The sequence below is a fragment of the Longimonas haloalkaliphila genome (assembly GCF_055379825.1).
On the sequence record NZ_AP043948.1, the window covers coordinates 3,591,213 to 3,613,897 of the forward strand.

The following is a 22,685-nucleotide window of genomic DNA, read 5'->3' on the forward strand; positions in this document are numbered from 1 at the left end:
ATTGCGATGCGTCCCTGTCATATTTTGCCTTTGTGGACGCATTGCGATGCGTCCCTACCGTCACATGTCAAATTATCATCTTCTACTATGGATCTCCCTGAACGCCCGCGCCGCCTGCGACGCACTGCGAACCTGCGGCGCATCAATCGCGAAACGCGCCTTTCGACGGATCACCTCATCGCGCCGCTTTTCGTGATGGCAGGCACCGATGCCCAGGAAGAGGTGCCTTCGATGCCGAACCAGTACCGCTACACCACCGACCGACTGGTGCGCGAAGCGGAAACGCTCCATCAACTCGGCATCCCCGGAATCGCGCTCTTCCCCGCCATTCCCGATCAGCAGAAGGATGCGACCGCCTCTGCCGCCACCGATCCCGATGGACTCTACCCCCGTGCGATCCGTGCCCTCAAGGAGGCTGTCCCGGAACTGCTCGTCATGACCGACACCGCGCTCGACCCGTACTCCTCCGACGGCCACGACGGCATCGTCGAAGACGGCGCCATTGCGAACGACGCCACCGTCGAGCGCATGTGCGCAATCGCCTGCGTGCAGGCCGAAGCCGGCGCCGACGTCATTGCCCCCTCCGACATGATGGACGGGCGCGTTGGGGCGCTCCGTGCGGCGCTGGACAGGGCTGGCTTTACGGACACCGCGATCCTGTCGTACACGGCCAAGTACGCCTCGGCGTACTACGGTCCCTTTCGCGATGCGCTCGACTCAGCCCCCGTCGAACGCGACGATGTACCTGCCGACAAGGCCACCTACCAGATGGATCCGGCCAACAGCGACGAGGCGCTCCGTGAACTGCGGCTCGACTTACAGGAGGGCGCCGACATGGTCATGGTGAAACCGGCCCTACCATACCTCGACATTATCTACCGTGTCAAACAGGCCGCCGACGTGCCCGTAGCTGCATACAACGTGAGCGGCGAGTACGCGATGATCCACGCTGCTGGACAGAACGGCTGGCTAAACACAAAGGCGACTGCCCTTGAAGCGCTCACCGCCATCCGCCGGGCCGGCGCCGACAGCATCCTCACCTACTTCGCCAAAGACGCCGCCCGCTGGCTCCGCGACGATGCGTAGCCGCTGGGCTGGGCACCGTACGAATTTGCCACCGGCGAATCCCTTCGCATCATTCTGCACCAACCCCCAACCAACTATGCCATCTATTTCCCCCATCGACTACGGCGACCTCCAGGGCGGACTCGTCCGCATGATGGAGCGCTACAAGGACGAAGGCACCCTAACCGGCGACCCCGAGGAGGACGACGCCATCCGCGCTGATGCCAACGCGGCCCTGCTCGGCTTGCTCTATGACCAGCGCGTGCGCGCCGAGTATGCCTTTACCGGACCGCTGCGCCTGAAGGAGCGCCTCGGCCATCTCGACATGGCAACGATCGCTGCGATGGACTTCGACGAGTTCCAGCCAATCTTTGCCGAGAAGCCGGCTGTTCACCGCTTCACGAACAAGATGGCCGAGAACACGCAGAAGGTCGCCAAGATGATTGCCGAAGAGTACGATGGCGACGCGGCTAACATGTGGAACGACGGCGCCGACATCGGCACAATCGAGAAGCGCATCAAAAAGCTGCCGGGCTTTGGCAAGGGCAAAGCATCCAAGATCAAGTACGTGTTGCACTACTTCGGACAGCGTGACTTTTCGTAGATAGCATCTCGAAGCGCACCTACGCACGCATCCCCAAAACACAGAAACCCAAAACACAGAAACGGCACCGCCCCACAGTGGGAGCGGTGCCGTTTGCATGTATCGTACACAGTACGTGTAGCGTATAGCGCAGGCTGCTACTCGTCGTCTTCTGTATCTTCCTCTTCAAGCGTGGGCGTATCGGCTCCCTCGCTCTGCTCTTTGATATCGCTTAGCGTGCGCTTAGCCAGCACGTTGTCGACCAAACCGTAATCGGCTGCTTCCTGAGCGCTCATCCAGTAGTTACGGTCAGAATCGTCTTGCACCTTATCGAAGTCCTGTCCGGTGTGGTTGGCCAGGATCTCAAAGAGGCGCTGCTTGAGCCAGAGGATCTCGCGGGCCTGAATTTCGATGTCGGAGGCCTGTCCTTCAGCACCACCCAGCGGCTGGTGGATCATAACGCGCGAGTTCGGCAGGCAGGCACGGCGCCCTTCTTCGCCTGCAGCAAGCAGCACCGACCCCATGGACGCCGCCAGTCCGACACAGATGGTGGCCACAGGCGCGTCCACATACTGCATGGTATCGTATACGCCCAGCCCGCTGTAGATTACACCACCGGGCGAGTTAATGTAGAGGTTGATATCACGGTCGGCGTCGTCGCTGGCCAGGTACAGCAGCTGTGCAACCGTAAGGTTGGCGACCTGGTCATTAATCGGCGTGCCAATGAAGACGATACGCTCCTTGAGCAGGCGGCTGAAAATGTCATAGGCCCGCTCGCCGCGCGTCGTTTGCTCCACAACCATGGGCACCAGTCCCGACATGGGCTGATCGCCCATGCCACCGGAGTAGATGCTGGAAGGCAGTGACGTTAGGCTCTTACTAAACTTAATAAAGTCGTCAACCATAAGGGGATGTTGGGTTAGGGAGGCGAGTGATGGGGAAGGCGGACGGGCAAACGCCAACCTATGGAGCTTTTAGATGGTTCCTCTATCTGCCGGCTCTGGCGGACTCTATTGCGCGCACGCCCTGATTCATGCCACTTCGTTACGATACTCCACAGCGCCCCGTGTGCAAACGCACACGCAGCGCTGCAGGCATGCAACAGGGCAGGAATGATGCTGCAGGTATCCTTGATAAGATACATGGCATCTATACAGCCTGTGCCGTCATCGCGCAACACATCGCTGCATAACACATCGCTGCGTGATACGTCGTTACGTGATAATCGACGGCGTGTCTTCGTCGGCGTGGTCGTGATCATGATCGGGGTGCGCGTGGTCGTGCGCTGCGGCGTGCTCCGCTTCCATCTCTTCGCGGAACTCTTCCAGGCTCAGCTCACGCACATCAAAGCGATCAATCAACTCATCGTACACCTTGCGGCTTAGGATCTGCTGGTCTACCTGCTGCATCATGCGAGGCATCGACTGATAGAAGCCGCGAATCTGATCCGCGCTGATATCGTCCTGTCCCTGCATCTGCTCGCTGAAGAAGTCGCGCAGGTCGTCGTCGGTGACTTCGATGTCGGCGTCTTCGACGATCGCATCGCGGATGATCATCCAGCGGGCCTGCTGCTCGGCATCGCCCCGGTTCTGCTGGCGGAAGTGCGTGCGGTCAAAGTCGTCGGGCAGCTCTCCATCGTTCTCTTCCTTGACCTCTTCCTCGAACGAATCCAGAAAGGACTCTATGACCGAGGGGGGCACTGGCACGGTATGCAGCTCGAGCATGCGATCTACGATTTCGCCCTGCACCATCTCGCGCGACTGGCGCTCGTACGACTGCTCGATACGTCGACGCATCTCTGCACGGAACTCCTCAGGATCTTCCATGGCTCCGTCGGTCACGCGCCGCACCAGTTCCTCGTCGAACGGGGGCAGATCGCGGCGCTTCACGTCGTTGATCGTGATGTCGAACGTGCGCGTCTCTTCTTCCTCGCTATGTGGCGGCGGGGGCACCTGGGCCCGTACGGTGTCGCCGGCTTCACTTCCTACGATGGCATCGCGCAGCTCTTCGCGCAGGCGCTCATCGTCGAGGAAAAAGCCCACGTCCTCGTCGGTCTCGCCAATAATCGGCGTGTCGGTCGACGGGTCGACGCGCTGCAGGTCTACATTTACGTAGTCGTCGTCTTGAGCCGACTCATCAACCGGCATCAGGTCGGCCTGCTGCTCGCGGATGTTGTCAATCTCTTTATCGACGTCCTCGTCGGTAACCTCGTGCACGAGCATGCGCACCTCCTCATCCGACAGGTCTTTCAGCTCAACCTCAGGACGCACGCCAAAGCGTAGCACCGTGCGCAGGTCGCTATCAATCTCGTAGTCGATCTCCGAGATCTGGGGCTGCCCCATCATCTCGATCTCTTCGTTGTCGTTGAGCATCGTCTCAAAGGCATCCTGCGTTACCTGCTCGGCAACACGCATGCTAAGCACCGGGCCATGCATTTTTTTGACCATCGGGGCCGGCACCTTGCCTTTGCGAAACCCTTTGATGTCCATCTGAGAGCGCTGCTCACGTACCGCGTCGCGCACGCGGTCTTTCAACTCGTCAGCGGAGGCTGTTACCTCCATCTCGTATTCGACGGGAGATACTTCGGTCAGTGTCGTTTCCATAAATGACAGATGCCTGGATGATCAAGACGATGCGCTGCCGCATTCTTTGGGCGGTAGCATAATGGCAAGAGATAGAAATGCACAGAACGCTGAAAAGATCGGCCTGTAACGACGCCTACGTAGGGGATCTCACAAAACCCCCGTGAAAAGCTCGTCATGTCAGCAGACAAAACCCAAAGAACAACCTACAGAGCAACCGTGCAGGCACGTATCTGCACGCATCTACTAATCTCTACACGCGTCTAACAGTGGCCCGACAATAGCCAGACAAGAACTACACACAACAAGACCGCACGTACCAAAAACGCACGTACCAAGAACGCTGAAGCAGCCACAGTATGCTGCTGCTCAGTGCCGCCACCGAATATCCTTGCAGCCTCCGGAACGCTCCGCCGCACTGCATCCGTTGATGTACCTGCTGATGTACATGTCCGGTCTCGCCCACTCGTTTACTCTGCTACCGCCTTACGCCCATGCCCGTACTCGCCCAGATCCGATGGGATGTCGATCCCGTGCTGTTTGAACTTGGTGCCATCCAGGTGCACTGGTACGGACTCCTCTTCACCACCGGCTTCCTCATCGGCTATCTGATGATGTACCGCTTCTTTACCTGGGAGAACCGCCCGCTTCCCGACCTGGAGCCGCTCTTCTTCTACGTTATCGGCGGGGCAGTCATCGGCGCACGCCTCGGCCACATCGTGTTTTACAACTTCGGGTACTACATCCTCAACCCCATCGAAATCTTTTACGTGCACCAGGGCGGACTCGCCAGCCACGGCGGGGGCATCGGCATCATCATCGCGCTCTATTTCTATGCGCGCTCACGAAAGAAACAGCCGTACCTCTGGGTCACCGACCGGGTCGTCATCCCGACCGCCCTCGCCGGCATGTTCATTCGTATTGGCAACGTCTTTAACTCCGAGCTCTACGGACTCCCCGCCGATGTGCCGTGGGCCTTCGTCTTCGAACGCATCGACACCATCCCCCGCCACCCGGTTCAGCTCTACGAAGCCCTCGCCTATGGCACCATTTTCGTCGTGCTCTTTCTGACGTACCGCTTCTACGTCTACCACCGCGAACAAGACGGCACTCCCCTGCACGGATTTCTCTCGGGGCTCTTCCTGGTGCTTATCTTCACCGCACGCTTTGGACTCGAGTTCTTCAAGGCACCGGTTTCTGATCTTGTAAACGTGCTACCCATCGATATGGGGCAGCTGCTCAGCATCCCGGCTGTGCTTCTTGGGCTCTGGCTCATCTGGCGCGCCGTGCGAAATACACCAGCCCGGCGCGCTGCAAATTAGTGCCATTTCGGGAATCTCAGGCGGGCATTCCTATCAGAGGTTCTGGGGTATAAGGGATTCTGAAGGGATGCGCACGCCGCGCCTCCTCTGGCGTACTCAACGAGCCCGGTACGTCTTGCCCCGTTGTGGAACCGGTCTTGCAGGCGGGTGGTGTGGCTCCTGTTGGTTGCCCAGACGCGTTTTCGGACTGCCTGCTGCCCTTCGTTTTCTGTCCTGCCTGTTCCAACCTTCCTGCTGCCATGACTGCCCCCTACGCGCTCGGACTCACCACACAACCCGAGCATCCCGAATCGCAGCCGCTTCCATTACAGGGCACACTGCCAGACTGGCTCCGCGGTACGCTCGTCCGCAACGGACCCGGGCGCTTCGAAGTTGGCGACGATACCTACAACCACTGGTTCGACGGACTCGCTCTGCTGCATGCATTTACCATCACCGAAAGCGGGGTCTCCTACCGGAGCCGCTTCCTGCGAAGCAGTGCATACAACGAAGCGGAGACGGAGAACGAGATTACACAGTCGGCCTTTGCCACCGACCCCTGCCGCTCGCTCTTTGAGCGCGTTATGACCGTCTTTCGTCCGCAGCTCACCGACAACGCCAACGTAAGCATCCACCGGCTTGCAGGCGACTGGGTTGCGCTCACCGAAACGCCACTGCCCGTACGTTTCGACCCGTACACGCTCAACACCCTCGGCGTGCAGCGCTACGACGACACGCTCACCGGACCGCTTACCACTGCACACCCGCACCGGCTGCCCGACGGCACGCTCTTCAGCTACGTAGTCGACTTCTCAAAACCGACGAGCACGTACCGCATCTACCGCATCGACGCCGCCACCAGCACACGCCGCGAACTGGGCAGCCACGCTGTACGTCGCCCTTCGTACATGCATAGCTTCGCGATGACGGAGCGTTACCTGGCCCTCGTGGCTTTCCCGCTCGTCGTTGATCCGCTCGACGTGCTGCTTACCGGGCGCCCGTTCATCGAGAACTTCGAGTGGCAGCCCGATCGCGGCACGAAGATTCATGTCTTCGAGCGCGACACCGGGCGGCGCGTCACCACCGTACCGACCGATCCAATGTTTGCCTTCCACCACATCAATGCTTTTGAGGAGGGCAACACGATCTGCATCGACCTCGCGGCCTATCCCGATGCGCAGATTGTGGACCGTATGTATCTGGATGCGCTGCGCAGCGGTTGGACAGACGTGGAGATGGCGCGCCCCGAGCGGATACGGGTCAACCTGAGTGAGCACACCGCCACACATGAGCGGCTCAGCGATGTGGGGATTGAGGTGCCACGCATCCATTATGCCCGGTGTAACACGCAGCCGTATCGCTATGCATACGGATCAGGCAACCGCACACCGGGGCACTTTACCGATGAGCTTGTAAAGATCGACGTAACCACCGGCGCGGCACAGCGCTGGCACGCCGACGACTGCTTTCCGGGCGAGCCGGTTTTCGTATCCGACCCCGACGGCACTGCCGAGGACGACGGCATCGTGCTTTCTGTAGTGCTCGATGCCAACGCCGAGCGCTCCTTTCTACTCGTGCTCGATGCTACGTCGTTCGAGGAGATCGCCCGGGCTCCAGCACCGCAGGCCATTCCGCTTAACTTCCACGGGCAGTTCCTGGACGCAGACAACCCCACCCGTTCCATGCACCGATAGCTGGCGCACCGATAGCTGGCGTCTCGGCTGCCGTTGCATTGCAAACACTGCTTAAACAGCCGCGGACCCGGCAGCAGCTGATATACCAGAGCAGGAATCTCAACGAGCAGCCGATCTCGATGTTGATGCAGGCTCTGGAAGCAACGTACGTGTATCAGCCAGCGGGCAGCGCGCAAGCGCGTCAAGCCGCTCTACAATTGCAGAAACGCTTCCTGTTGGCACAACGTAGCCGTTCACCCCGTCGGTCAGGTACTCGGCCATCCCGGTATCAGCGGTCGCAATGACAGGTACCCCACATGCCAGCGCCTCAACGGGGGCATAGCCAAATCCATCTTCATAGCTGGGATGGATGAACGCATCTGCCTGCTGTAGTGCAGGAAGCGGATCGCCTGGTGCCACGGTAATGCGATCGTTGCCAGCAAGCACGTTCTGCATGTAGCGGCGCATTGTGGGCGTGCCCCATCCTCCGACCAGCGTTAGCTCAGCAGCCGGGTGGTTCCACGTTGCAAATGCTTCAACAAGCAGCGGAATGCCTTTGGTAGCATCCAGGCGCCCGACATACACAAGGCGAAAGACATCGTCAGTCGGGCGCTGCGCGGGCGGTTGGAAGCGCTCGGCGGGCTTCAGATGTGTACGGATGAGCTTCTCCGCAGCGATGCCCGCGTCAAGAAATGACTGCCGAACATATTTAGAATGGACGTAGATACGGTCCGCGGCGGCATACTCGGCACGCGTCTTTCGCTGCTGCGCCGCATTGAGCCACGTATCGCGGATGCCTGTCTGCTGGGCAGCTCGCTCGTGGAGCCGCGCTACATTATCGACATGACTGTTGGCTGCAATGAGCTCCAGACGGTCGTATCCTTTCGAGCGAGCCGCGCGGAAGGAGCGAAGTGACTTGCCGACAAACCCCATGTAAGCCGTTCCCTCGTCTGGCACAGCCCGAGCGAGTGCGCGGTCATACGCTTCGTTGTACAGATGGCTACGCCATCCTGGCATCCAGCGAATGGGCGGGCACGCTGCTGCATAAGACACCCATGCAGGGGCCTGTACGGATTGTGCCAGGGGATCGTCTGGCTTTCCTTCTGGAAGCAGGTACCGATGGAGCACGCCCGACGCGCGGCTTTCTTCGATCATGTGGGCAACATGCTGCCCGATACCGCCCGATCCATAGGCAGTGTTGCATCCAATAACGCGTAGCATATGAGGGGGGCACTTCAACACATAACGAGTGGAAGCGCAATATGCCTGATTAACCGCCACTGTGCCACCCAAAGACGCGCACATGGTGGCGTGTTTGGGCACATGCTCTATGCGTCAATGGAGCACCGGCATCAAATAGAGCACCGGCATCAGGGCGATTCAGAGCACGCGCATGTAACGTCGGGCACAGGGCCGCGCGCACAGGGTCTCGGTAGGCACAGGGATATACCTGCATACGCCTTCATCGTACTTAGATGCGACTGTACCGCTCCATATCGTCATCGTCGTCGCTATCGTCGACCATATACTGATCGGTGGGCACTTCGAGGTAGTCCATGAGCCAGTCGAGCGCCCAGACCTGATTGTCAACGCCGATCCACTCATAGCCAGACTCGACGTAGTCCGCTACTTCTTCCCAATCGACAGTCCAGTCTTTGTAGACGTGAAAAGAGAATTGGTGATCGTCCGTTTCGAAGTAGAGCGCCCCTTCTTCGGGGTCATAGATCGTCTCCGACCCCTCATCTTCGCGGGCGAGTTCAGCTCCAAGCACCAGCAGGGGTACTTTGAACCGATAATCCATCTTGTGCACGCGCTTCGCCTGGCTGTTGAGGTAGTTAGCCAGTACGGCGCAGCCGTCGCTGTATTCGATTGCTGCTTCTGCCGCCTCACGAGTAGGCTCATCTGCCTCGATCTTGTCAAGGGCAGCTTTAATAAGCGGCCATACAGCGATGGGATCATCGCTTTTGGTCGTGCGCTCCTTGCGGGGAATATCTACGGTGCGCGATTTGGTGTCCACGGGTCCTTAAGCTGTAGGTAAGTGACTGAGGGTGTGCTACGAATAAGGCGATCAGATAGGGCATCTATGTTTTGTGCTCCCTGTCGTAGCCTTAACGAACATATGCGGTATGTACTCCCAACGTAGCGTTAAGGGAGACGTTCGCTCGTACAACATGCGTCCAATAAACGTTACGACGCAGCACGGTCATGTGCAACCCACGGAGGAGGCAATCCCTTGATTTCCGGCCAAACGATACAGAATTAGGAGTAAGACATATCAACCACCGGCCTTGCTCTGTATGTAAAACTCATCTGCACACACAGTCCATTGCTCCATCGCACGAATGGTATAGTCCGAAATTGTCCTTGCGAGGACGGCGCATGCGACCGAGGTCGTACTCTGAGCACGGCGAGCGAGTACTCCTGGAGTGCGATTTCAGGCCGTTGATTCCAGGCCGTTGATTGAACAGCTGCATCCAGCGTAACAGCAATGAGATTGCGTTGCTACGCTCGCAATGACCCATTCGCAATGACTCATTCGTGGAATCCCCTTAAGGTTGGGGCATATGAGCATTACCCCAAGGTTGACGTGCAGCAGTGCGCTGTGTTGAGCAGTCGAATCATCCGAAGAGCCTGTTTTGATTTCTTAATTTGGGCTCCGAGCGGCTCTACTGGGCTGGGGCCGAAGGTCATGCCTCTGGTGCAAATTGCCCCCGATATACTTGCGTCAGTCGGGCTGCGCCCTCGTGTCGGTCTGTAGCCCCAGCTACAAACCTCCATCGTGATCCAATTTTCGCCTCAGCGGTCTTCGCTCTCGCCAGCAAACCAAAACCCAAACAGACTCTAAGTGGCAACTTTTTTGGTGAAGGCTTACCTGGTCCATTCCTGTTACCACCCCAGTCCCGCACCATCTTCTTCCTCTTCTTCCTGACCCATTGGCGCGTAATCTTCGAAAGGGAACTGCGCGTTTCGTGAGAACAGGCTGCTCTCTTCACCTTCTTCTTCCCCTAAGTTGGCAACACGTCGTGCGAAGTCGCCGACCACAAAAAGCGCGTTGCGTCCCCCCTGTCCCCAGGTTGACGTGCGGAACGTGATGCGCGAGTCGTTGAAGCCCACCCAGGATCCCATGACCAGGTCGGGATGCATCATGATGAACCAGCCGTCTGCGCTGCGCTGCGTCGTGCCCGTCTTACCGGCAAGGTCGTAATCACCAAGCCCAAACTGCGTGCGAATGCGCTGGCCGGTCCCATAGTCGATAACACCGCGCATCATATCCACGACGGTGTATGCCGAGCGCTCAGAGAGTGCCTCCTGTGGAGCAGAACGCGACTCCCAGAGCACATTGCCATACCGGTCTTCGACTCGTGCGATCGTCTGTGGCTCATAGTGCAATCCACCATTAGCCAGGGTGCTGTATGCATTAACGAGTTCAAGCAGCGTCACATCACTCGTTCCGAGCGAGATAGCCGGCACGGCATCCAGTTCGCTACGAATTCCCATACGGTGTGCGTACCGCACGATCTCTTGCGGACCCAGTTCGAGCGCTACTCGTGCTGTAATCGTGTTAAGCGAGCGTGCCAGCGCCTGCGTCATCGTAAGCTCCTGCCCGCTGGACCCGCTGAAGTTTGTCGGGCTCCACGTCGTGTCGGCCCCTACGTCCTGGTACACAAACGTGCTATCGACGAATGTGTCGTAAGGGGAATACCCATTGTCGATAGCGGTCACGTACGTAAACGGCTTAAAGGTAGAGCCCGGCTGCCGCTTGGCTATGCCGACCTTATCGTACCGATCATCGCGAAACTCGCGTCCTCCTACCCACGCGCGGACCTGTCCCGTTCGCGGGTCCATCGCAACGAGCCCGGTTTCCAGTCGCGTGCGCAAGGTGCGCAGAGAGTCGATGAACGTTTCGTTCGCCCGAAGATGCTCAACGGCCTCCATATCTTCGCGGCCTTCGTTAACGAGCGTACGGTAGTGGTCTGTGCCGCGTATGTACTCGTTAACCAGGTTTGTATTGGTCGACCAGAAGCGCGAAAATGGCTCGTAGTCTTCTCCAGGTGTAAGCTCCAGGTAGGGCTCAAACTCACGGCTTAGCAGACGCGTGCGTTCGTTGCTCCACTCGTAGTCCACAACGGCTTGAAGACGCGACATCTGTTCATCAACGGCGTTCTGCGCTTCTTGCTGCACCCGGCTATCAATCGTAGTATATACGCGCAGTCCCTCTCCGTACATATCGTAAGCACTGAGCGGGTGCTCTGGGTCGCGCGTGAGGCGCTGCAGCTCCAGGCGCACATGTTCAGCAAAGTATGGTGCCAAACTGGCGTATAACTCAGCTGAGTAATACTGGGCCCCAACAGGTTCGTCACGATAGGTTTCAAGGTCAGATGCGCTGATATACCCATTGCGCGCCATCTGCCCCATAACGGTGTTGCGTCGCTGCAACGCGTTACCGGGGTTGCGCACCGGGTTATAGTAGGTCGTCGCCGCGAGCAGTCCGACCAGGGTGGCTGCTTCGGGCACTGCCAGTTCATTTGAGGCTTTTCCGTAGTACGTACGTGCTGCTGCTTCAATGCCGTAGGCGTTAAATCCAAAGCTCACCGTATTCAGATACATCTCGATGATCTCCGTCTTGGTGTAGCGCTGCTCCAGCTCCACAGCAGTGATCATCTCGCGGACTTTGCGCGTGATGCTCACCTCACGCCCTACTTCTTCGTCGTACAGGTTGCGCGCCAGTTGCTGCGAAATGGTAGATGCACCACGCAGGTTGCCTGTAAGCGAGCTAAACGCCGCGGCGGCCACGCCCTGCAGATCGACCCCCCAGTGCCGGTGGAAGCGATGGTCTTCGGTAGCAACCAGCGCGTTGATCACGTTTGTCCCGATGCTATCATACGGAAGCCACGACCGGTTCTGCCTGGCATACCGGGCAAGCTCTTCACCATCTGACGTGTACGCGATGGTTGCCAGATCGACCGACGGATTTTCGAGGCGCTGAGTAGATGGGATGTCTCCGCGAAGCGATGCGAAAATCGAAACGAGAAGAAGAATCCCTGCCAGACCGATCCCGGCGATCACGCCAAGCACGGAGACCGCCTGTGCCAGCCGCGGGTTTTCAATCCAGCGCCCGGCCCACCCGACCCAGAGCGGTCCATCTTCAGAGGCTGACCCACCCGCTCCGGAAGACGCTTGTTTGGGCTTCTCGGCCGGGTTGTCATTGGTAGGGGAACTATCATCGGAAGAACGGCGCTCGGGGTTCTCGAAGTACTCTTCCAATTCACCGTCGGAATATGACCACTGGTCTGACATGGGGTGTCACAGCGTTCGTTAAGGAACGAATGTATGCGTAAGAGTGGGAGGCGGGAACGCTCGGTAGGGGAGCATGCCAGCTACATAAAACAAAACTCGGGGCTACGGGCCAACACAGGGGCACAGCCCGACTGACGCCCGTGTATCGGGGACAGTCTGCACCACGGGCATGACCTTGCCCCTAACCCAGCGGAGCCGTTCAGAGCCCAAATTAAGAAATCAAAATAGGCTCTTGCACTGGCTCGCACGCCGCCCTTTGTGATAACATGCCTGCAGGGGCTTACAGAGTCGTTTTAGGTCTTTGTGGATTTCTTGCACCTATGCACTGCGGGTCCTGTTGAGCGTTGCAGTACTGCACCGGGTGCTCAAGTACCGGTTTCAGCAGGTGAAGATACCGGAGCTGTTTTAATTGGGATCGCATCAGTGCCGTTCCAGTGCATGAGGTGCCACCTATCATGAGTTAAACGTACAAAAGTCCGTTTTTCGTACCAGTTCCCCGTATTCAGGTAGGTACCCGCCTCCCACTGCGTCAGTTCGGGGATGTGACTGTGGCCCATGAGCACCGCACTGACCGGCGCAGACGTAAGCATATGTTTTGCGTATGCTCGCAGCGACTGCACGACCTCCGGGTCGGGCGGGCCATGCAGCGCGCGACTGGCCCACTCGGCGAGTGCCAGCCCCCAGTCGGCCGGCAGCAGTGTTCGATATGCGGCAACCGCGCGTGGATCACGCATGGCCGCGCGCATCCACTGTCCTAATACGCCATGGGTGGATGCGACCGTATCCCCATGAATGAGGTGGAGCGGCTGTCCGTAGTGGCGAGCACGCCAGGCACCGTCGATCACGCGAACACCCAGTTCGTGGTCCATAAAATCGATGTGCCATGGGTCGTGGTTGCCCAGTAGGTAGGTAACCGGGCGGCTGCTGGACGTCCACCGCGCCATTTCCGCGTAGAGCCGCATCCGATTTTTCTGCACGTAGGCCCGGTGCTCGATGAATGCTTCGAACACATCGCCAAGCAGGTAGAGGTGCGAGGTGGCTTCAAATTGCGCTTGCAGGCATGCAACCAGGTCGCGTTCCTCGCGCCGGTCAGCCGAGGCAGGACCCCGCCCGAGATGCATATCTGAAAAGAAGAGAACCACACTACCACGGTTCGATGGGAAAATGCAGCGATGATTGGGCCGCCTTCGGCCTGAGCCGGCGGCGCGTTGAACCTCATACGGGGCATCATGGTACAGCCGAAACGACGCGCTTCGCGTCTTCGTGTATTCGCAGATCGCGCCCTGGCTTTCCCTCTCGATGAATCGACGACAAGATTACTACCAGCCTCCTCAGCAGTTCTCGGTATTCCCACCGGTTATCAAGAATCTGCTGATCCTGAACGGGCTTTTCTTCATGGCACGGGTGGTTGCTGAGGCCACGCTGAGCGATACGGCTGCGCTTACCACAGTGCTCAACTACATGGCGCTGTACCCACCCGGCGCGCCCGAGCAGGGCGTTACGCTCTTCTTTCGCGGCGAAACGCCTGGGTTCTGGCCCTGGCAGCTGGTTTCGTACAGCTTCCTGCATGGTAGCTTCATGCACATCCTGTTCAATATGTTCATCTTATGGATGTTCGGGGTGCAGATCGAAAACAAATGGGGATCGGAGCGCTTCCTGACGTTCTATTTCGTCTGTGTAGTTGGCGCTGCCCTTACGCACCTGCTGTTTATCGAGAGCAACGTTCCAACCATTGGTGCTTCAGGCGGTGTATTCGGGGTGCTGCTCGCATTCGGGATGATGTTTCCCAACCAGCCGATCTACCTTTACTTCCTTTTTCCCATCAAAGCGAAGTGGCTCGTTATTGCGCTCGGGGTGTTTGAACTCTACGCAGGCGTATCGGGCACACAAACTGGTGTGGCAAACTTTGCTCACCTGGGCGGAATGGTCTTCGGCTTCTTGCTGATCCAGTACTGGCGTGGCAAGCTTCCAACGCGACCGAAACGGGAGATGCGTTGGTAGGCTGCGTGGATCAACGGCCACTGACGCGCGACTGCTCTTCTTAATAGGCGAATAGTTACGCCGTTATGCCTCTTTGCAGGGGCAACGCGTAAAACCTTCGTCTACATGCAGGGTATACATTTTGTGGATGCGGACGCATCCTTTCTGCTCTATTTGTTCTGGCAACCCAATCGTCACCGCTGCTGTGAACCAGTTTCAATTGTGGTATAACCGGCAACCGAAAGCGCTGCGCACGCTCATCGCCATTAACGTGGTGCTGTATGTCGCGTGGCAGTTTCTACGGTGGGTCGACCCAGTTAACAGCTTTGTATACAACGTTCTGGCCCTGAACACGATCTGGCCGGGCGCTGTGCTCATGCCCTGGCAGTTGGTTACATACAACTTCCTCCACCTGGGTCCCGGGTTCTTTGGGCTACTGCATATTGCCTTCAATATGCTCTGGCTCTACTGGATCGGGAAGGAGTTTGAGCGCATGCATGGCTCCCATGAGCTGCTTGCGCTCTACCTGATTGGCGGATTAGGTGGTGGACTGCTCTCTCTTCTGTTTGGCCTGATCATGCCTGGCTTCTTTGGCAGCGTCATTCACGGCGCCAGTGGAGCCGTGCTCGGCGTCATCATGGCCGTGGCAATCCTCTATCCGTATAAAAAGATCGCGCTTATCTTTCTGGGCACGGTCAAGCTGCTCTACCTTGTACTCGGCTTTCTCGCTATCGACGCGCTTCTGGCAATGTCCTCATCAGGCGTAGCTGTTGCCGCTCACTGGGGCGGGGCCCTTGCCGGCTTCCTCTGCGCACGAGCATCGCAGAAAGGCATCGACGTAACCTCGTGGGCCCGCATCTTCTTTGATGATAGCGGCAGTAGCCGCGGCTCGTACACTGCGCAGCGCCACGGACGTGGAAGCCGAACGGCCTCAACATCCAGCGCGCCGAAGATGAGTTTCCTGGATCGCATTGAGATGTGGCTCGGAGGCGACCCCGACGTCGGGTCTTCGTCCTCGTCTTCTGGCAACACGGGCGACTCCTCGGAGCGCAAGAGCCGCTCTCAACGACGCACGAAGAGCTCAAAGCAACGCGGCACCAGCACCGCGACTGCCTCCTCGTCCAATACGGATGAGGTCGACCGCATCCTTGATAAGATCAGCGAGCACGGCTACGAGTCGCTGAGTGAAGAGGAAAAACGCATTCTTTACGAGGCCAGTCAGTCGTAACGCTTCACAAGCACCCATAGAAACATAGAAAAAAGCGAGGTCTGTGCCTTGTTGGGCACGCCTCGCTTTTTGCGTTGTGGGCTTCGTGTTGTCGGGTCTCCTTGCTTTTCTGCCTCACCGTTCCTACATCCCCACTACAGCGACAGTCCTTCGCGACTCTTCTTGAGAACGTCGGCTGAGGCATGCAGCCCGTCGTACTCTTTGGTGGTCAGCTTCGGCGTTACGCGGCCATCAATGCCGTGCCGACCGACTACGGCGGGCAGGCTCAGGCACACGTCTTCGATGCCGTAGGCCCCACTGGTCTGCACGCTTACCGGAAGCACGCTGCGCTGATCTTCAACGACCGCTCGCACAATGCGTGCAATCACGACGCCGATCGCTGTATCGGTGTGGCCCTTGCGCTCAATAATCTGATAAGCGGCATCGCGCGCATCCTCAAAGATCTTGTGCATGGTGTCCTCATCAAACGCTTTGCCGACAACAGGGCCGTCTTTGATGAGCTGGTTCCCGATCGTTGCGTTGCTCCAGATTGGCACCTCTGAGTCGCCATGCTCGCCAAGGATGTACGCATGCACCGAGCGCGGGTCTACGCCGTAGTGGCGCCCCAGAAGCGCCCGAAAGCGGGCCGTATCGAGCAGCGTGCCGGTTCCAATAATCCGCTCGGCCGGGCGGTCGGAGAGCTCCTGCGTAACGTACGTGAGCACGTCGACCGGGTTGGTTGCTACAACCAACATAGCATTCGGAGCATGCTCGTCGAGCTCGTTGACAACCTGCTCAAAAATGCGCACGTTACGCTCAAGCAACTCCAGCCGCGTTTCGCCGGGACTCTGCTGGCTGGCGCCGGCTGAGATCACGATCAACTGCGCGTCCGCCATGTCGGGATATCGGCCCGCTCGTGCCGACACGTTGCCCACGAGCATCTGCCCGTGCATCAGGTCCATGGCCTCGCCTTCTGCACGACCGTGATCTACGTCGAGCAGGATGATTTCGCTGGCAAGCCGCTGGTTGAACAGCGCATACGCCGCTGCTTTTCCTACATTGCCAACACCGACAATGCCTATGGTGCGCCGTTGGATCATGTTTTTCTGCGGAGTCTTGTGTATAGTAACGTCCGCAATATACAACGGCGCAACCGGCGTCCGTGTCCGGCGACTTCCAGTGTTTTCACGGAAGCGTTTTCACCAGAGGGCTGCAGAGGATCTACGGTAGATCTCTCCCGGAGTAGATGTAGCGGGGCGCGTTTTTGCACTGCGCTGCATCTCCCCGTTTTGTCTGCTTGGCCGGTAGATGGGGGATGGACGTACAAACGGCTGAACAAGCCCAACGCTTCTTCTCCAGGCCGGTATGATACATCCGCATCTCTTACAGCGCCATTGCTATCGCAATCACTGTTGCAATGAAGCTCGATACCATCACGGCTGCGGCAATGATCACCCACTTCGACGACGTCTGCGCCGTATGAAAGGGCACTTCAGCCTCTCCTTCAGTCTCTTTTGTCGTGCTCGCTGCTCGGGCTGATGCCTCAGCAGCTTTAGACTTATCCGCATCGCGTTGCTTTTTCTCTCCCGGCGCCGACTCTTCGTCAGAACGCCCGGCGGTGAATGCGGCGGGGTCGCTCCAGTCGCTTGCGATGTCTTCAGCGCGCACGCGCCAGTACCATGTCGAACCGTCGATTGGAAGCAGCCCCGAAAGCTCTGTTACGGTGGTGTCTTCCACCGTAAAATCCACATGGAGCGACTCAAACGAGTCGGTCGGGCTGATCTGCAGCCGGTAGGTATTGGCACCGGCGTAATCGCTCCAGTGAAACTCGGTCATGCGGCCATCTACCGTGCGCCCCTCGGTCGGTTTTTGCGGGCGCGGGGCCGACGGGGCAGCATCGGGCGTCGGCGGACTTGGTGGGGTCTCTGTTTGAGTTGTTGAAGGCATAGCAGTTTTATCGTTATATTTGTTTAAGGGATACGAGCCAAGTGCGCCACGTGCAAAAGCACACGCAAACCACCAGCGCTGCGTTTAGCGCCACCGTAACGCGTCCTCACATTCTAATTTTCCGAGGCTGGTCGGTCCGATTCGGACTCGGATGTTGGCGCCTGCATGTCATCATCCATAAGGATACGCATGGACGGCGTTTCCACATCGTCATATTGTCCGGTACGTACCGACCATACAAAGGCCGCCACGCCCGCACCAGCAAGCAAAAGCGCCAGAGGAACAAGGACATACAATATATTCATGGGTACGTCTCGTCTGATTGGAGAGCAGCGCAGGGCTATGCCGCCTGCTTGGTACTCGGCTGTCCGGGTACGTGATCGAGCGCTGGCGATATTTTAGGCGATCGGTCGGTGTTATGGGGAGGCGTTGAGGCATCCCCTGGCACGGACGACCGGGGGGCCGGAGCAGCGCCGCTCACGGCAAAGCTCCGCTGCGTTATTGCGGCTGTCACAACCACCAATGAGCTTACCGGCATTGCGACTGCTGCCACGAGCGGACCGACGAGCCCGGCCATTGCTGCGGTACCTCCGGCAAGATTATACATCAACGAAAAGGTAAGGGTGCCCCGTATCACCCGCATCGTATTTGACGCACCGTTGCAGAGGTCGTCAATCGGGGCAAGTCCCTGGCGGGTCAAGAATACATCGGCGGCGACGAGGCTGGGTGTTGCGCCTCCGTCAACTGCGATGCCTATATCGGCCTGCTGCAGTGCGCCCGCGTCATTCACACCGTCGCCGACCATCGCCATGGTGTACCCTTCATCGTGTAGATGCTCAATGGCTGCGCGTTTCTCGGCCGGAGAGACGTGCCCGCGGGCATCTTCTTCTGGAATCTTGAGCTTATCCGCCACGTGCCGGACCACGGCGGGGTGGTCGCCTGAGAGGATCATAACGCGATGGCCGGCCTCCTGCCACTTCTGCACCAGGGCGGGCACCTCAGGGCGCAGGCGATCGCCAAATACGCAGACGGCCTGCACAACGCCATCTACCGCCACCGCTACCGGTGTATGCCCATTCGAGGCCGCATTGCGGACAGCAGCGCGGAAACGCTCCTCGCATGAGGCCTCTTCTTCTTGCGTGATCCAGTCGGGACGCCCTACAACGACACGATGTCCGTCTACAGTGCCGCTCAGTCCGCGTCCAGCGATATGGTCGATGTCGTTGATACGTGAAGCAACTTCAGGGTCTACAGGATGCGCAGCGGTAAGCGCCTGGGCGACCGGATGGCTGCTGTTTGTTTCGAGAGCAGCCGCCCATGCTACAGCTTCGGCCTCGCCGTGCGTATCCAGCAGCGCAAGCTTCCCTTCGGTAAGCGTACCCGTTTTGTCGAGCACAATCGCGTCGACCTCCTGACAGCGCTCAAGGGTGATCTCGCTCTTAACGAAGATGCCTGTCTGCGCAGCCTGCCCGGTTGCCACCGCGAGCGAGAGCGGCGTAGCCATGCCAAGCGCACAGGGACACGTGATTACGAGCAGCGCCACGACGTGCCGCATGGCTTCGTCGGGGGCCCACATGAGCCAGAGGGTCGCCGTGAGGATGGCCAGCGTGGCTACGCCTGCCACGAAGTACCCGGTGAGTCGATCGGCCAGATGCGCCACGCGGGCCGACTTCGGGGCCTCTTCGCGCACCCAGGCCAGGAGTTGCCCGATTGAGGAGGCTTCGCCCGTCGCGGTTACGCGCACGATGAGCGGTGTGCTGAGGTTGGTCGCGCCGCCGGTAACTTCATCGCCCGGTTCGACGGGGGTGGGCTGGTGCTCGCCGGTGAGTACCGCGTTGTTGACCGACGAACGCCCGTCTTCCACCACGCCATCTACCGGAATGGTGTCGCCCGGACGCACACGCACGCAGTCTCCGGCCTGCAGCGTATCAACCCGTACAGGTATGGTCGTCCCGTCGGACTCCACCTGGTGGGCCATCGTCGGCAGCAGAGCAAGCAGGCGGTCGCTGGCGTCGCCGGCGAGTCGGCGGCTGCGTAGCTGCAGCCATCGGGCGGTTAGGACGGCGGCGATCAGAACCGTGATCGAGTCGAACCACACTTCGCCACGTCCTGAGACGGTGCCCCATACGCTATCGAGAAAGCCCACCCAGATGCCCAGTGCAATGGGCAGATCCATATGCAGATGGCGCGCCGTGCCCTGATGCCAGGCCCACTTGACCGAGGACCATGCACGCCGTACGAACTCGCTGCCTCCGTAGAGCACCGCGGGTACAGCCAGCCCGAAGCTCACCCAGTGGGCAGCGGCGTTGAGCGTTGAGTCGACAGCGTCGAGTCCGGCATAGAGCGCCAGCGCAAGCAGCATTACGTTTCCAGCAAGCGCCCAGCAGATGCCTACCTTAAGCAGCAGGCGGCGCTCTTCAGCGGTACGGGCCTGATGCTGGTCCTGACGCAGCGGATGCACGCGGTATCCAAACTGAGAGAGCCAGTCGGCCACCTCGGGCAGCGAAACGCGCTCCGGGTCCCACTCCAGGTGCAAGCGAGCGCGCGGCAGATCGAGCAAGGCATCCGTAACGCCCCCAAACGCATCGGTAAGGCGCTCCACCAGCCATACGCAGGCGGCGCAGTGCACACCGTCTACGAAAAGCGTGATGGCGCGTGTGCCATCGTCGCGGAGCGGAGCGTGCTCAGCAAGAAAGTCATCAGTGCCCAGCTCGGCATAGACCAGCTCGTCGGGACGGGCCTGTGCGGGTTGCGGACTGCGTTCTTGTCCGATGCCCGATAGGCGGTAGTAGGTGTCGTGCATGCCCGCTTCGTGAAGCGTATGGTAGACGGCCTGGCAGCCCGTGCAGCAGAATACATTTGCCTGCGGTGCATCGGCGTCGTGAACGGGCGTGCTTCCTACTGGCAGTCCGCAGTGTGTACAGGGGGTATCGGGAGCCAGAGCTTCCGAAGGCGCCGAAGCAGATTCTACGTTAACAGAGGTACTCATAGGCTGCATTACCTGCTATGCTCGAAGCGCACTGTGTACTCGACAGGACTGTCGTTCACAGTACCGCGGACGGTGGCATCCCACAGCCCATTATTCAGCAGGGGAACGGTGTGGATGTAGCGTCCGGGTTCGGCTTCGCTGAGTCCGGTTTCGAAGAACGGTTTGGCCTGATGCGGCTGGCGGAGCGCAATTGTGCCCTCGTCAACCGAGACCGGCTCGCCGTCCGCATTTTGCAGGTTGAGCAACAGGCGCGGAGGCATATCCTCGCTCCATGATATGGTACTCGACCAGTTTTCAGCGGCACCGCGTGCGGAAGCGAGCGCGTCCCAGTCGGAAGCCTGTGCGTAGTAGTCATCTACCATCGCCACGCCTCCATCTTTCTGTGCCTGGTAGACCGTGTATGTCACAGAGCTTATGCCAATGCCAAAGATGAATATGACCAATGAGGGCCAGGCGATATGTGGGGGGATTCGGAAGCGCATGGGGGTATGGGTACGTTGTGGTCGGTAGGAATCGAGGAACGCGCTTATTACGGAGATGCCTCGTGGTCAAACGCCTCTGCGTCTTCGGCTTCAGAGCCGTGCGGGCTAAGCATGGGGAACGGGATGCGTTCTTCGGTTCCGTCGTCAAACGAGAGGACGATCGTCACCTCACGCCGGTCGCGCTCAAGCACATCGGGAGGAACGATGATCCAGGCTTCGGTCCGCTGCATCTCTTGAGGTTGCAGCACCGTTTCTCCGGGGCCGACTGGGTTCACCTGCACATCAGGGATGCCTTCGGCTCCTATGGTGAAACGGGCTTCGGTGGCACTCTGGTTTCGCACTCGAACCCGGATGCGGTTAGCTACACGGTCGTCTGGGAGAACCATAAAGGGCTCGCCCACAGCCCGGGCCACGTTTACGTCGTACGTTGGGCGCGTCCAGAGCAGGCCGACAAAGAAGACCGTAAGGGCAAGCAGCACCCCACTGTAGAGCAGCGTGCGCGGCCGTACGATATTTGTTTTTTCGTCGTCGAGCGCTTTCTCCGACGTATACTTGATGAGCCCGGGCTCCCAGCCCATTTTATCCATGATATCATCGCAGGCATCGATACACTGCGTGCAGGCGACACACTCCATCTGGAGGCCGTCGCGGATGTCGATGCCTGTTGGGCACGTACGCACGCAGGCTCCACAGTCGATGCAGTCGCCCAGTTCCGATCGCTCTTTGCCGCGCCCGCGCGGTTCGCCACGTTCCTCGTCGTACGATACGATGAGCGAGTGCGGGTCGAGCAGGACCGACTGGAAGCGCGCGTAGGGGCACGTGATGGTGCACATCTGCTCGCGGAAGAATCCGAAGTCAAACAGGATGAGCGCGGTTGTGCCTGCCATCATAACAAAGTAGCCCCAGTGGTCGCGCGGGTCGCCCTGCATCCATGTAAGCAGGCGTTCCCACCCTACGAAGTAGGATACGAACGTGTGGGCGAGGGCGACAGAGATTACTGCGTATACGCTCCATTTGGCTGTTTTGCGCCAGGCCTTGTCAAAGGTGAGGGGCCCCTCATCGCGGCGTGCCCGCACATGTTCGGCCCCTTCGAGCCAGCGCTCGATCGGCCGATACACGAACTCCAGGTAGACCGTCTGCGGGCACCCCCACCCGCACCATATCCGCCCAAAGATCGCCGAAATGAGAATGATGCTCACCAGCGTGCCAAGCGCAAAGCCAAGCAGGAGCAGCGTATCGGTTGGGTAGAAGGTGGTGCCAAAGAGCGTAAACTCGCGGCTCATTAGGTCAAGCAATACGGCGGGCTTCCCGTTGATCGTGATCCACGGAAGGCTCACGAAGAGCGCGATGAGTCCCCACCCGACGGCCAGGCGCCACCAGTAGTAGAACCCTTTGGAAGGTGTAGGATAAAGCCAGCGCCGGTCGCCTTCTTTGTTCATCGTCGAAAGCACAGCTTCCGGCGAATCCAGAATGCCAACGTCGTCGGCGTCGATGAAAGAGCGTTCGTTGCGAGCCATGGGTATGTACAGGTTACTGCGTGGCGCGCGAGGACTGCGCGCCTGTGTGTCGATTCGTGGT

18 protein-coding genes are annotated in these 22,685 nt (G+C 59.1%); 6 read left to right on the forward strand and 12 right to left on the reverse strand.

Annotated elements, in window-relative coordinates:
* Positions 1–87 precede the first annotated feature (87 nt).
* Both hemB and ACZ48V_RS14080 read left to right on the forward strand, forming a co-directional pair.
* Positions 88–1,086 carry a porphobilinogen synthase gene (gene hemB / locus ACZ48V_RS14075; protein ID WP_464540135.1) on the forward strand — a complete coding sequence of 333 codons (999 nt, stop codon included), beginning with the start codon at positions 88–90 and terminating at the stop codon, positions 1,084–1,086.
* Between the two features lie 76 nt (positions 1,087–1,162).
* Positions 1,163–1,669 carry an HhH-GDP family DNA glycosylase gene (locus tag ACZ48V_RS14080; protein WP_464540137.1) on the forward strand — a complete coding sequence of 169 codons (507 nt, stop codon included), beginning with the start codon at positions 1,163–1,165 and terminating at the stop codon, positions 1,667–1,669.
* Between the two features lie 137 nt (positions 1,670–1,806).
* Here ACZ48V_RS14080 and ACZ48V_RS14085 read toward each other — a convergent pair whose 3' ends face one another.
* Both ACZ48V_RS14085 and tig read right to left on the reverse strand, forming a co-directional pair.
* Positions 1,807–2,553: an ATP-dependent Clp protease proteolytic subunit gene (locus ACZ48V_RS14085; RefSeq protein WP_464540139.1), complete on the reverse strand. Its 747-nt coding sequence runs from the start codon at positions 2,551–2,553 to the stop codon at positions 1,807–1,809.
* Between the two features lie 309 nt (positions 2,554–2,862).
* Complete coding sequence (tig, locus tag ACZ48V_RS14090; RefSeq protein ID WP_464540141.1) at positions 2,863–4,251, reverse strand: trigger factor; 1,389 nt, start codon at positions 4,249–4,251, stop codon at positions 2,863–2,865.
* 473 nt (positions 4,252–4,724) lie between these two features.
* On the opposite strand from tig, the gene lgt reads away from it, so the two are divergent.
* Positions 4,725–5,552, forward strand: coding sequence for a prolipoprotein diacylglyceryl transferase (lgt, locus tag ACZ48V_RS14095; protein WP_464540143.1), 828 nt, complete (start codon positions 4,725–4,727; stop codon positions 5,550–5,552).
* Positions 5,553–5,791: 239 nt separating this feature from the next.
* A complete protein-coding gene (locus tag ACZ48V_RS14100; RefSeq protein WP_464540145.1) occupies positions 5,792–7,225 on the forward strand; it encodes a carotenoid oxygenase family protein in 1,434 nt (477 codons plus the stop codon).
* Between the two features lie 99 nt (positions 7,226–7,324).
* Here the strand turns inward: ACZ48V_RS14100 and ACZ48V_RS14105 are convergent, their stop codons facing one another.
* From ACZ48V_RS14105 to ACZ48V_RS14120, 4 genes are all read right to left on the reverse strand, one after another.
* Positions 7,325–8,425: a glycosyltransferase family 4 protein gene (locus ACZ48V_RS14105; protein WP_464540147.1), complete on the reverse strand. Its 1,101-nt coding sequence runs from the start codon at positions 8,423–8,425 to the stop codon at positions 7,325–7,327.
* Between the two features lie 250 nt (positions 8,426–8,675).
* Positions 8,676–9,221: a hypothetical protein gene (locus ACZ48V_RS14110; RefSeq protein WP_464540149.1), complete on the reverse strand. Its 546-nt coding sequence runs from the start codon at positions 9,219–9,221 to the stop codon at positions 8,676–8,678.
* A gap of 869 nt (positions 9,222–10,090) precedes the next feature.
* A complete protein-coding gene (locus tag ACZ48V_RS14115; RefSeq protein WP_464540151.1) occupies positions 10,091–12,502 on the reverse strand; it encodes a penicillin-binding protein 1A in 2,412 nt (803 codons plus the stop codon).
* Positions 12,503–12,867: 365 nt separating this feature from the next.
* The gene (locus ACZ48V_RS14120) at positions 12,868–13,644 is read right to left on the reverse strand and encodes a UDP-2,3-diacylglucosamine diphosphatase (RefSeq protein ID WP_464540153.1); all 777 of its coding nucleotides are present in this window, start codon (positions 13,642–13,644) and stop codon (positions 12,868–12,870) included.
* A 157-nt stretch (positions 13,645–13,801) separates the two neighbouring features.
* Here ACZ48V_RS14120 and ACZ48V_RS14125 point away from each other — a divergent pair, with 157 nt between their 5' ends.
* Positions 13,802–14,503 (forward strand): rhomboid family intramembrane serine protease, encoded by a 702-nt coding sequence (locus ACZ48V_RS14125; protein ID WP_464540155.1) that lies wholly within the window; start codon positions 13,802–13,804, stop codon positions 14,501–14,503.
* Between the two features lie 184 nt (positions 14,504–14,687).
* Positions 14,688–15,710, forward strand: coding sequence for a rhomboid family intramembrane serine protease (locus tag ACZ48V_RS14130; RefSeq protein WP_464540157.1), 1,023 nt, complete (start codon positions 14,688–14,690; stop codon positions 15,708–15,710).
* A 134-nt stretch (positions 15,711–15,844) separates the two neighbouring features.
* Here ACZ48V_RS14130 and ACZ48V_RS14135 read toward each other — a convergent pair whose 3' ends face one another.
* The 6 genes from ACZ48V_RS14135 to ccoG all read right to left on the reverse strand — a co-directional run bounded on the left by ACZ48V_RS14135 (position 15,845) and on the right by ccoG (position 22,624).
* Positions 15,845–16,789, reverse strand: a complete 945-nt coding sequence (locus tag ACZ48V_RS14135; RefSeq protein ID WP_464540159.1) for an L-lactate dehydrogenase — start codon at positions 16,787–16,789, stop codon at positions 15,845–15,847.
* 283 nt (positions 16,790–17,072) lie between these two features.
* Positions 17,073–17,636: a hypothetical protein gene (locus tag ACZ48V_RS14140; RefSeq protein ID WP_464540161.1), complete on the reverse strand. Its 564-nt coding sequence runs from the start codon at positions 17,634–17,636 to the stop codon at positions 17,073–17,075.
* A 113-nt stretch (positions 17,637–17,749) separates the two neighbouring features.
* The gene (gene ccoS / locus ACZ48V_RS14145) at positions 17,750–17,941 is read right to left on the reverse strand and encodes a cbb3-type cytochrome oxidase assembly protein CcoS (protein WP_464540163.1); all 192 of its coding nucleotides are present in this window, start codon (positions 17,939–17,941) and stop codon (positions 17,750–17,752) included.
* 35 nt (positions 17,942–17,976) lie between these two features.
* A complete protein-coding gene (locus ACZ48V_RS14150) occupies positions 17,977–20,625 on the reverse strand; it encodes a heavy metal translocating P-type ATPase (protein ID WP_464540165.1) in 2,649 nt (882 codons plus the stop codon).
* Between the two features lie 8 nt (positions 20,626–20,633).
* On the reverse strand, positions 20,634–21,107 hold the full coding sequence (locus ACZ48V_RS14155; RefSeq protein ID WP_464540167.1) for a FixH family protein: 474 nt from the start codon (positions 21,105–21,107) through the stop codon (positions 20,634–20,636).
* A 47-nt stretch (positions 21,108–21,154) separates the two neighbouring features.
* A complete protein-coding gene (ccoG, locus tag ACZ48V_RS14160) occupies positions 21,155–22,624 on the reverse strand; it encodes a cytochrome c oxidase accessory protein CcoG (RefSeq protein WP_464540169.1) in 1,470 nt (489 codons plus the stop codon).
* Positions 22,625–22,685 lie beyond the last annotated feature (61 nt).

Bases quoted from the DNA above. Each gene is read 5' to 3' on its own strand.
- ACZ48V_RS14140 (WP_464540161.1), bottom strand. From the start codon at position 17,636: ATGCCTTCAACAACTCAAACAGAGACCCCACCAAGTCCGCCGACGCCC.
- ACZ48V_RS14080 (WP_464540137.1), top strand. From the start codon at position 1,163: ATGCCATCTATTTCCCCCATCGACTACGGCGACCTCCAGGGCGGACTC.
- ccoS (WP_464540163.1), bottom strand. From the start codon at position 17,941: ATGAATATATTGTATGTCCTTGTTCCTCTGGCGCTTTTGCTTGCTGGT.
- lgt (WP_464540143.1), top strand. From the start codon at position 4,725: ATGCCCGTACTCGCCCAGATCCGATGGGATGTCGATCCCGTGCTGTTT.
- ccoG (WP_464540169.1), bottom strand. From the start codon at position 22,624: ATGGCTCGCAACGAACGCTCTTTCATCGACGCCGACGACGTTGGCATT.
- ACZ48V_RS14115 (WP_464540151.1), bottom strand. From the start codon at position 12,502: ATGTCAGACCAGTGGTCATATTCCGACGGTGAATTGGAAGAGTACTTC.
- tig (WP_464540141.1), bottom strand. From the start codon at position 4,251: ATGGAAACGACACTGACCGAAGTATCTCCCGTCGAATACGAGATGGAG.
- ACZ48V_RS14105 (WP_464540147.1), bottom strand. From the start codon at position 8,425: ATGCTACGCGTTATTGGATGCAACACTGCCTATGGATCGGGCGGTATC.
- ACZ48V_RS14150 (WP_464540165.1), bottom strand. From the start codon at position 20,625: ATGAGTACCTCTGTTAACGTAGAATCTGCTTCGGCGCCTTCGGAAGCT.
- ACZ48V_RS14135 (WP_464540159.1), bottom strand. From the start codon at position 16,789: ATGATCCAACGGCGCACCATAGGCATTGTCGGTGTTGGCAATGTAGGA.
- hemB (WP_464540135.1), top strand. From the start codon at position 88: ATGGATCTCCCTGAACGCCCGCGCCGCCTGCGACGCACTGCGAACCTG.
- ACZ48V_RS14100 (WP_464540145.1), top strand. From the start codon at position 5,792: ATGACTGCCCCCTACGCGCTCGGACTCACCACACAACCCGAGCATCCC.
- ACZ48V_RS14125 (WP_464540155.1), top strand. From the start codon at position 13,802: ATGAATCGACGACAAGATTACTACCAGCCTCCTCAGCAGTTCTCGGTA.
- ACZ48V_RS14155 (WP_464540167.1), bottom strand. From the start codon at position 21,107: ATGCGCTTCCGAATCCCCCCACATATCGCCTGGCCCTCATTGGTCATA.
- ACZ48V_RS14085 (WP_464540139.1), bottom strand. From the start codon at position 2,553: ATGGTTGACGACTTTATTAAGTTTAGTAAGAGCCTAACGTCACTGCCT.